The sequence below is a fragment of the Clostridium sp. Marseille-Q5894 genome (assembly GCF_946902305.1).
In the GTDB taxonomy this organism is placed as follows: Bacteria; Bacillota_I; Bacilli_A; order Erysipelotrichales; family Coprobacillaceae; genus Thomasclavelia.
The window spans coordinates 1-10025 of the sequence record NZ_CAMPPT010000016.1 but is presented as its reverse complement, the minus strand read 5'-3'; the positions used below and the strand labels follow the sequence as shown (position 1 = coordinate 10025).

General features: G+C 30.4%; 13 protein-coding genes. 4 read left to right on the top strand and 9 right to left on the bottom strand.

From position 1 onward, the window contains the following. Positions 1-80 precede the first annotated feature (80 nt). Entirely contained in the window at positions 81-314 is a 234-nt protein-coding gene (locus tag OC535_RS14570; protein WP_498824159.1) for a MerR family transcriptional regulator, read from the bottom strand. A gap of 81 nt (positions 315-395) precedes the next feature. Here OC535_RS14570 and OC535_RS14565 point away from each other — a divergent pair, with 81 nt between their 5' ends. Next, complete coding sequence (locus OC535_RS14565) at positions 396-1184, top strand: SDR family NAD(P)-dependent oxidoreductase (protein WP_227053182.1); 789 nt, start codon at positions 396-398, stop codon at positions 1182-1184. 50 nt (positions 1185-1234) lie between these two features. Here the strand turns inward: OC535_RS14565 and OC535_RS14560 are convergent, their stop codons facing one another. Further along, positions 1235-1312 (bottom strand): hypothetical protein, encoded by a 78-nt coding sequence (locus OC535_RS14560; RefSeq protein ID WP_498824162.1) that lies wholly within the window; start codon positions 1310-1312, stop codon positions 1235-1237. Between the two features lie 70 nt (positions 1313-1382). Here OC535_RS14560 and OC535_RS14555 point away from each other — a divergent pair, with 70 nt between their 5' ends. The 3 genes from OC535_RS14555 (at position 1383) to OC535_RS14545 (ending at position 3199) form a co-directional block, all read left to right on the top strand. Then, a complete protein-coding gene (locus OC535_RS14555; protein ID WP_227053183.1) occupies positions 1383-1748 on the top strand; it encodes a winged helix-turn-helix transcriptional regulator in 366 nt (121 codons plus the stop codon). Between the two features lie 86 nt (positions 1749-1834). Beyond that, positions 1835-2335, top strand: a complete 501-nt coding sequence (locus OC535_RS14550) for a YbhB/YbcL family Raf kinase inhibitor-like protein (protein ID WP_227053184.1) — start codon at positions 1835-1837, stop codon at positions 2333-2335. A 618-nt stretch (positions 2336-2953) separates the two neighbouring features. Continuing rightward, positions 2954-3199, top strand: coding sequence for a hypothetical protein (locus tag OC535_RS14545; protein WP_227053185.1), 246 nt, complete (start codon positions 2954-2956; stop codon positions 3197-3199). 214 nt (positions 3200-3413) lie between these two features. Here the strand turns inward: OC535_RS14545 and OC535_RS14540 are convergent, their stop codons facing one another. From OC535_RS14540 to OC535_RS14510, 7 genes are all read right to left on the bottom strand, one after another. Next, the gene (locus OC535_RS14540; protein ID WP_227053186.1) at positions 3414-3968 is read right to left on the bottom strand and encodes a PBECR4 domain-containing protein; all 555 of its coding nucleotides are present in this window, start codon (positions 3966-3968) and stop codon (positions 3414-3416) included. Between the two features lie 814 nt (positions 3969-4782). Then, positions 4783-5013, bottom strand: coding sequence for a hypothetical protein (locus OC535_RS14535; RefSeq protein WP_227053187.1), 231 nt, complete (start codon positions 5011-5013; stop codon positions 4783-4785). Between the two features lie 28 nt (positions 5014-5041). Further along, entirely contained in the window at positions 5042-5491 is a 450-nt protein-coding gene (locus tag OC535_RS14530; protein ID WP_227053188.1) for a D-alanyl-D-alanine carboxypeptidase family protein, read from the bottom strand. Next, the gene (locus OC535_RS14525; protein WP_498824158.1) at positions 5492-6697 is read right to left on the bottom strand and encodes an ABC transporter permease; all 1206 of its coding nucleotides are present in this window, start codon (positions 6695-6697) and stop codon (positions 5492-5494) included. It lies immediately after the preceding gene. Beyond that, positions 6690-7571 (bottom strand): ABC transporter ATP-binding protein, encoded by an 882-nt coding sequence (locus tag OC535_RS14520; protein WP_498824157.1) that lies wholly within the window; start codon positions 7569-7571, stop codon positions 6690-6692. Before OC535_RS14520 ends, OC535_RS14525 begins: the two co-directional genes overlap by 8 nt. A gap of 291 nt (positions 7572-7862) precedes the next feature. Further along, positions 7863-8489 carry a sensor histidine kinase gene (locus OC535_RS14515; protein ID WP_498824161.1) on the bottom strand — a complete coding sequence of 209 codons (627 nt, stop codon included), beginning with the start codon at positions 8487-8489 and terminating at the stop codon, positions 7863-7865. 733 nt (positions 8490-9222) lie between these two features. Next, positions 9223-9885, bottom strand: a complete 663-nt coding sequence (locus OC535_RS14510; protein WP_498824160.1) for a LytR/AlgR family response regulator transcription factor — start codon at positions 9883-9885, stop codon at positions 9223-9225. Between the last annotated feature and the right edge of the window lie 140 nt (positions 9886-10025).

Below are 10025 nucleotides of genomic sequence, written 5' to 3'. Positions count from 1 at the left end.
ATAATTGCATTCTTTTTTTATTTAACAGATAACAAGTTAAAATAATTTGCGGTTACAATTCAAAAAGTATAAAAATCTGATTATTTTAATTTGCAGTTGCAAAGTGGGGAGAGTTTGCAGTTTAACACTTTGATTGGCATACCAGTATCTTTTAATCGTTTAATAAAATCAATCCATTTTATATCACTATCTGAATAACAACGACGGATCGCAGCAGTACGTTTGGGTATTATCAAATTTTCTTGTTCATAATAACGCAATGTATGAATACCTAATCCTGTAAGTTTTGAAAATTCACCTATTGAATAATCCAAAAAATCACCTCTTATCTCTTGACATAGAGTGAACTCTACATTGTATGGTTTTATTGTATCAAACAAAAGGAGGAATGACAAATGGTAAATGAAACGAATATATATACTGTTATTACAGGAGCAAGTTCTGGTATCGGTTACGAAACAGCGAAAGCCTTTGCTTCATGTGGTAAAAATGTAATTATAATTGCCCGCCGTAAAGAAAAGCTCGCTAAATTAAAGAAAGAAATTTTGGAGAAATATCCGTCAGTAAAAGTTATTGTCAAAGCAACTGATTTAACTAAATCTAAAAATGTTTATCAACTTTATGATGAATTAAAATCATATCAGTTGGAAACATGGGTAAATAATGCTGGATTTGGGAATTATGGTAGTGTTGCGGAGCAGTCCTTAGAGAAAGTAGAATCTATGATTCATCTGAATATTGAAGCACTTACTCTTTTTTCAACACTTTTCGTACATGATTATAAAGATATTGAAGGAACACAGCTTATAAATGTTTCTTCATGTGGAGGTTATACAATAGTTCCAACTGCTGTTACTTATTGTGCCACAAAATTTTATGTAAGTACCTTTACGGAGGGATTGGCAAGAGAGTTAAATAGTTCTAATGCAAAAATGCAGGCTAAAGTATTAGCTCCTGCTGCTACCAAAACTGAGTTTGGAAAAATAGCGAATGATGTTACAGAATATGATTACGATAAACTTTTTGGAACATATCATACAAGTGAACAAATGGCGGATTTTTTAATGCAGCTTTACAATAGTGATAAGGTTGTTGGTGCTGTAAATAGAGAAACTTTTGAGTTTAAAATGTTTGCCCCGTTGTTCGATTATGCAGGTAATTCATCTCATAATCAAAAACTATAGTATTTTTCCTAAGGTATCGACTTATTTTATGGAATAAGCAAAGTGGAGGATTATTCGTCCTCCACTTCTTTTGACTTGATGATTCCATCAGCAACACTTTCCATAATAATCAAATTTTTATCAGACAGATTGTTATATATCGACTATAGAAAAATAAAGTCATTGGTAGTAAAATGTCCAACAGGAGATGATGAAATAATGAAAATACGAAAAGATTATACCTGCCCTTTAGAATTGGTTCATGATATGATCAAAGGTAAATGGAAACCAATTATATTGTGGAGACTTAGATTAGGAGCAACATCCCTTTCAAAATTGCAACAAGACATTGAGGGAATTACACAGAAAATGTTACTGGAGCATTTAAAAGAATTAATAGAGTATGGATTTGTTGATAAAAAAACTTACTCTGGATATCCTTTACATGTTGAGTATTTTTTAACTGAAAGTATGGGTAAGGAAATTTTAGAAGCACTAACAATAATTCAGCATATTGGTATTGAATATCTTAAAAACAACGGAAAAGAACAAGAATTGATTGCTAAAAATGTTGTACCATATTAATACCAACAAAAAAGTGGGTAATTTACGTCTTTTCATTCCCCTGTTATTATGTTTGTGAAAATCATAAAAACTAGGAGGTCATAAAGATGTTTATTTCAAGTACAGGAATTATTGATGGAATTATTAAAAAAGATTATGGTGGTCGTGGTACATATTTTAATGAGAATAACGTTCCTACCTACTCATTACCATTTAAAATTGAAGAAATACCAGAGAATACAGTTTCTTTCGCATTTATATTAGAAGATAAAGACGCTTATCCAGTTGTTGGATTTACATGGATACATTGGTTGGGAGCAAATCTCAAAAGAAATGAAGTCAAAGAGAATGAAAGTCAAAAAGCAGCTGATTTTGTACAAGGTGCTAATAGCTGGATAAGCATACAGGGCAATCAGCAATCAAAAGAACAAGCTAGTTATTATGGAGGTATGACACCGCCAGATAAAGCACATACATATGAACTTCATGTATTTGCCCTTGATAAGACCCTTGATTTACAAAGGGGATTCTATCTCAATGAACTTTATCAGAAAATGGAAGGACATATACTTGCAACATCCGTATTAAAAGGAATATATGAAAAATAAATCATTTAAAATAGGTTTAAGAACTGTTAAAACAGTTATTTCGATATTCCTTTGTTTTTAATAGATAGCTATAGAAGCAATAGCGTACCTTTTTATGCAGCGATTGCAGCTATACTATGTATTCAGCCAGACATAGAGAATAGCATGATTATTGCAAAAATAGAGAAATTTCAACAATAATTGGTGGTCTATGTAGAATGGTAAAATTACAGGTCTTACATGGAAAGATATGATAATTGATGAAGAATCCATTGCTACAAGTAATGCAAAAGTAATCATCAACAAAGAGTTTTCAAGAGTAAATGCAGAAATTGAAAGAAAAAGATATTATTAAGATTTTTCTAATACAGAAAGCGCATTGTACTACAAGACTTGTCTTGAAAACATCTAAGATAAAAACAAGTAACCATGTTGTCTGGTTACCTAAAACGGGTGCTGAATTATTGGTATAGTGGAAGTACGTATAATGATTATAATCTTGTCATTGCATTAGACAATAGGAATCCTGTAGAAAGCCGTATTGTCAGAGATAGGTTCCAAAAGCTCTGTGAAGAAAACTATTATGAAACTGTCGTATTCCACAGCTTATGCCATCTAAGTACAGGTTACAAACTTAAAATGACAAACGGTGATGCTAAGTCAGTACAGGGTGATACAGGTCACGCAGAAGCAAAAATGGTTACAGATGTTTATTCTAAAACCATTGATGAAGATAGACGTTTCAATGCACAGAAGATGGATAAAGAGTTTTATTCTACTCTTGATGATGATATGAATAACCAACAGCAAAACACAGGGTTAACGGACAGCGATATGGCACTGTTAGAATTGCTTAAAGTTTTTTCGCCAAAGATGAAAGAATAGCTCTTAAAGCAGACACTTCAAAAGTGTTAGCAAATTTTCAAAAATAAAAAAGACTCTATTATTTACGTAGTTCTTTCTTACTTTAGGGTAAACATTAAAATGCCATTTCTTAAAAGACTAATAAATACCGTCATTTTTAAAAGCTTATCTTTTTAATTACCCATTATCGAGTAAGAACCATTTACGTTAAAGAGTCTTTTTCAAGTTTTAATGCTTAACTTAATGACATTGCATACAATAGTTCTTCTCTTTTCTTTGAAAGAATTAAATCTACTGTTATTGATGTTTTTAATTCATTACCTTTTAATAAGGTCTTAGGTCGTGATTTTTTTCCATTTGTAAAACCGAGAGTTATTTCTTGGTCCGACGCAGCTAAAGCACATACCACTTTATTTTTTCTAAAATCTTCTTCAAATAATAAACAACTACTATAAAACAATGATTTTAACTTTGGAAGACAGTTTATTTTTCTTCTCACTGACCCTTTTACAGATTTTTCGTCATGATGTGGTTTAACAAAATCAAAATCGTCTTCTTTTAGTGTTCCTAATTGACATCTTTTAAAAAAATCTTTTGCACTTAAATCAGTATTCACTCCAATTAAATGGAGATAATTATCTTGTTCAGCAGATAAAATATAATACTCACTATTTTTAAATTGAGTAGAAAAAATTAAATACGTATTTTCTACATACATTTTTTGATATGCATTAGCTTCTAAAATTGCTGTATTTTTTACTCGTTCTTTAAATGATATATTTTCTGCCATAAATTCCCCTTAATAAATTAAAAGGCGACGAATCGCCTTTTAGATTTTTAACAGTTGTTCTCTGCAATGGAGCAGGTTTTAGGTCTCTGCTCCGACCAATTGGATATGGGTTTAATAAGTCTCCATTCCGACCTTTTTCTTACATTCATATATTACCATAAAATGAGGAAATGGTCAATCCAACCATTCATATTATAGTTTTTTAATTATATTCTATTCCTTTGTAAATCAAAAAATTATAAATCTATAAACATATATTTTATGCTATTCTTTATGTTAGGATTTCATAAAATTATACTCAAAACTCATTCTATAATTGTCTCCATTGTGAATTGTCGCGACAATGTCGTGACTTTTTTAAAACGTTTATTTAAAATTGATTTTTATTTTTAACTCTAATTATTCTGCTTTTTAAAATATTACTGCAAACTGTATCTATATTATCAGAAAATAACGTTTCTTCAGATATTCCCATAATTTCCAGCTGAATTAATAATGTTTCTTTTAACTGATGAGGGATAATAATACGTTTTTCTATATGGTCTTTGTCTTTTGGTATAGAACTTATATATTTTTTAAAATACCATTTGCCTTCATTTGGTTTTTAAATGAGGTTTGGAAAAAGAATATATTGTCCTTGTTGCATTTTTTGTCTAAGTGTTTCTTCAGAAGCGTGAATAAAAATAGTTTTATTATAGCAGTCTGCTATCCATTTTCCTCCTTGTATATCATCCTTATTACAGTATTCATGATCAAATCTTTGTTCAAGAAAATATGGTTGCTTAATAATAGAACTATAAAATAAAGATAGAGATTAAGATGTACCAATAGCAAACTTATATAATTCGGCTATTCCATTAATAATTGGATATGGTGCTATATCATATTGATCATCCTTAAAAATGATCTTTCTGACATCTGGAAAATCCTTTAAAAACTGCTCTAATGCTATTGGTGTCTTAGATAATATTTCACTATCCTTTCGAGGAATCTGAACTCCACCAAGAGATAAGATATGATAGTCCTTATAATTTTTTCCACGCATTTTTAAAAGAGTGGCATAGGAAAGAGCGTCAACCAGGGATTATTACCCATTCTTTTGCGAGTTTCCTAGCTTTTGTATAAGAATAGCCTTCATATGTATAGGCATCAATCTTATCATCAAGTAATTTTTGCTGTTCTTCACTCGTTCTGTATCCTTCAGCAACAAATAAATGTATTCCATCTGCTCTGGTGGCGTTCATCATCTTTTGAAGATCAGGATAAATTCTAGAATCTACCTTTTTTCCATTCGACAGTTCAGTGAGTGGAAATTTATAATCTTTTGGAATGGTATTTTCTCTATTAATTAATATAAGATTCCATCCTAGTGATGTATCTGCAACTTGAATATCTGTTGTTAACTCTTGGAGATGGTCTATTAAGACTTCACCTGTTGAATATATTTTGTTTGTAAAAGGGAACATACCAAGAAATACAATTAAAATGACAATAGTCTTTTTTTTCAATTTACTGTTCTTCATTTATTTCACTTCCAATTTCTTATAAACTTGATAAATTAATGGAATAAACACTAATGATAATATGAAATAACAAGGGAAAAGGATTCCATAAACACTTGTTATATGTCCACCGACACTATAAAGTAGAAAGCTTTTGAATTCCATATTGATTCTAAGCAGCATATCCGGGAATAATGTAATGATTCTTGCAAAGAAGCTGATTCTTCCTAAAAACATAGGGATACATGCAAAAATAAATGGAATCGTAATTGCAAAGACTGTTGATCGACTGACTGCTGAAACAAACATTGATAACATAAGAATAAAGAAGCATCCAATATAACCACCAATCATAACGAGCAAATAGGCTTGTAAATATGTCAGATTATACATACTGAACCAGTTTGTTGCTCCTGATTGTATTGTACTGTCCATACCATCAAATCCCAATGCAAAGAGGATAATAAGAGAATACAAAATCATGCTAGCCCAATAAACGACTGTAATTGTTAAACAACCTGCACCCATCTTTGACATGATTGCTTTGTTTCTTCCCAACTTTGTAGAATAAAATATTGATTCAGCTTTATATCTAAATTCATCAGAGAAAATTCCTGATACTAAGAAACCAATACCTACGACCACAATTAATAGTAATGTAGGAAGAAAAGGGGAATCTAATAATGCTTTCCAGCCTTCCGTATATTCATAGTAGAATGGTGTTTCTAACTCTTCAAACTTATCAATAAGATATTGTTCTTCCTCTTGTGTGAATGTTCCTTTCACATCTTCGCTGTTTAACCAATCTTTTAAACCTGATATTCTTTTTTCATAAAGATTTCCAACCTCATTTTCTGAAATGTTATCAGCGACATAATAATCATAATTATTCATACCAGAGAAAGATACATTAATCATTTCTCCAATTCCATCAATTCCCTGTTTTTGTCTGTAAGCTTCATCACCACTGCTTTTTTTATTGATTTCATCATTCTTCTGAATGACTTTCTTTAACAAGTCATCATCTAATGTTCCTTCCCACTTTTCAATATCTTCTCTTAAATGTTGTCCAGCAGAAATGCCAGTTAACTGTTCTCCACTGTTTGTAATATATTGAACATCTTTAATTGCGAGAACAGCTCCTAACACTGTTACTGCTAATAACACACCAATAATAATTTTATTTAATGGTTTAAGAAAAATCTTTTTAATTTCAAATCTAAGCATTATAATCACCAGCCATTTCTCCAAAATAATTTAAAAATACATCTTCCAAGTTTGCCTGTTCCAATGTTGCAGATTGGTGAGGCATTTGTTTAGAAATAATTCTTAGTTCTACTTTTGAACCCTCATTCTTTAAATTAGAAATCTTATATTGTTTCATCATATAGGGAACCTCTTTCTTTTCAACATAGCATTTCCATACATGCTCGTTCATTGATTGAATGATTTGTTCAGATGTTCCATGCTGTAAGATTCGTCCATCTTTCATCAATAAGATTTCATTTGCGATGTATTCAACATCTGAAACAATATGTGTAGATAACAAAACTAATCTGTCTTCTGCTAATTCACTGATGAGATTACGGAATCTGACACGTTCGTTGGGATCAAGTCCAGCGGTTGGTTCATCCAATATTAATACACGTGGATTGTTCAACATTGCTTGAGCAATACCTGCTCTACGTTGCATACCGCCAGATAGTTTTTTCATTTTTCTGTTGGCTACCTTTTCAAGTCCAACCTTAGCAATCAATATCTTAACTCGTCTTTTTGCTTCTTTTTGTTGGATTCCTTTGATAGAAGCAATGTACAATAAGTATTCTTTAACGGTTAAATCAGGATAAAAACCAAAATCTTGTGGTAAATAACCTAATACATCTCTATATTTATCTTGCATAAATTGAATGTTCTTACCATTATAAGTGATTTGTCCACTTGTAGGACGAAGTAAGGTGCAAAGCATCTTCATCAAGGTACTTTTTCCTGCACCATTAACTCCTAAAAGTCCATAGACTCCATTAGTCATGGTCATGTTTAAATGGTCGACTGCAATAAAACCATGAAATGATTTTGTTAAATTGATGATTTTAAATTCCATTTATAATTCCTCCTGTATATTTTTTTATGTTTTATAAATAAGTTATAGATAGATGAGCTTGCGTTTGTTTATCATTCCTTTCCATCAGCGCTATGATGAATAACATCACATCTTTTACATTTTTCATTATACTGATAACTTTGACTTTGTTTCATGGGTGTCCTTGAACCCTGTCTTTTATGTCCTCGAATTCAATTTTTTTGGTATTTATACAAAAAAAGATGCCTCAATTAGCATCTCTCTATAATGTAAACTATTCATTTGTCATTTTTGGAACATGTTTTTTATCTTTTATTGTGCTTCATAGAACAATAGAATAGTAACTGTAAATTCATTTTCATGATTTTCACATTTCATAGAACCATTATATTTTTCTATGGTCGCTAAAACACTTGGCAAGCCCCAGCCATGAAACTCTTTATCAGCTTTGGTTGTATTAGGAAAGTTCGTGAACTCTTGCTCATTTGATTTATTGGTATTGGTTATTTTCATAATAATAAAGTGATTAACCCTACGAATGACAAGTGATATTTTTTTCTCACCATCAATTTTCTCAGTTGCTTCAATGGCATTATCTAGTAAATTAGCCAATATCGTACATATATCATTTGAGCGTATATTGGAATTGTTAGGGAATTCAACATCAATATCTGCTTCAATCCCTTTTTTTCTCATTTCCTCTAATTTACTGTTGATAACCACATCGACCACATCAATTCCTGTCCATATGATATTTGACAGTTTTAAAGTAGGCTTGCTGATTTCCTGAATATATTCTTTGGCTTCCTCTGTATTTCCTAAGTCTATTAATTGATATAGTGCATTCAAATGATTATTCATGTCATGATAAAGTTTTGCATGACTCATGTATAGATCATTAATGACATTATAGTTTTCTTCTAATAAATGATTCCTCATTTCCACAAATTTCAGTTTCATGTTTTCTTGTCTGTATCGAGATAGAAAATACACCATAAACGAAATAAGAGAAATACAACCTATCAATAATAACCATGTTGGTGAAATAGGCTGATGTGACACTATCAGTGATTCATTAACAAAATTAATAAATCCCAATGTTTCAATGAAAGCAGTTAGTATAAAAACATATATCTTTTTCTTGTCTTGTAGTAATTGAGTCAAAAGTTTTTTTGTCATATAAAATAATATGAACAAAATCAATATCATATAAATCATATAAAAGATACTAAAGAAACTAGGCTTAGAAATCATATTTTTGACATTATTAATGCTTCCATTAAAGTTTGATAGAATGATAATCGTTATCATTTCAACAAAAGTAAGACACATTCTATAAAAACTGGAAATGGAAAGAAATGCAATTATATTTGCTTTATACAAGATCAAAGCACCTATACTCACATACCATATAAATACCAATCTCGTAAAATACATAATCATTGTCGTATGACTACAGATCTGTAATAAACAGGAACCACAGAAAGCAATAAGTATATCTAGATTTTTGACATCATTTCTCTTTTTGTTATACAGTACAGTTTCAAATAATTTCATTAACAGGTATATCTCGATAAACCATGATATAAATCTGATGATTTCACTTATAATACTCATGTTTGCTAGACTCCTTTAACTCTCACAGTCAGTAATGAATATACAATAGGTTCTATCATAAATGATTTCCCCAAAATCTATTTAATTGAGATTTGATTTCTTCTAATCGTGACATATTCGTTTTAAAAACAACACCATCTGAAAGCTGTACTGTATCTTTTTTGATATTCATGATTTGAGAAACATTGATGATTGTTCCTCTATCTACATATACAAAATCTTCAGAAAACAATTCATCATAAACTTTAATAAGACTTTGTCGTACTTTTGTCTGTTTCCCGTCTTTCATTACAAAAATCGAATTTTTACCATCTTTTTGAATATATACTATATTTTTGTAAAGGATTTTTTCCATCCTTGTTGCAGTCTGTATAATATAGCTTTGTTCTGATTGCAGATTAATTCTTTTTATAACATCATCAAGTGTTTTCTCTAGCTTTTCTGTCAGCAGATTTTTAGGAATATATCTAAATACCTCTAATTCGAAAGCATCGATCGCATATTTAAGATAGGAAGTAACCAATACAATAAAGGAATCAGGTAATACTTCTTTTATACGAGATGTAAGTGTCATACCATCAATTCTAGGCATTTCTATATCCAAAACAATGAGATCGAAATATATTTTCCTTTCCACAATATCAGAAAACAGATTTTGACTTCTTGTATATGTCAAAATGTTATAAGTCAGTTTTCTTTTTTGCATATAATCTTCGATTAATTTTTTATGGATATGTTAACGTTCAGCGAAAATGTCACCAAAAATGAAGAAGGGTTCAACTAGTGAGAACCCTTTGTTTTATTGTCTAATTCTTGGATGAGATTATTTAAGTCTTTGTGATTGTTAATCACAACTTT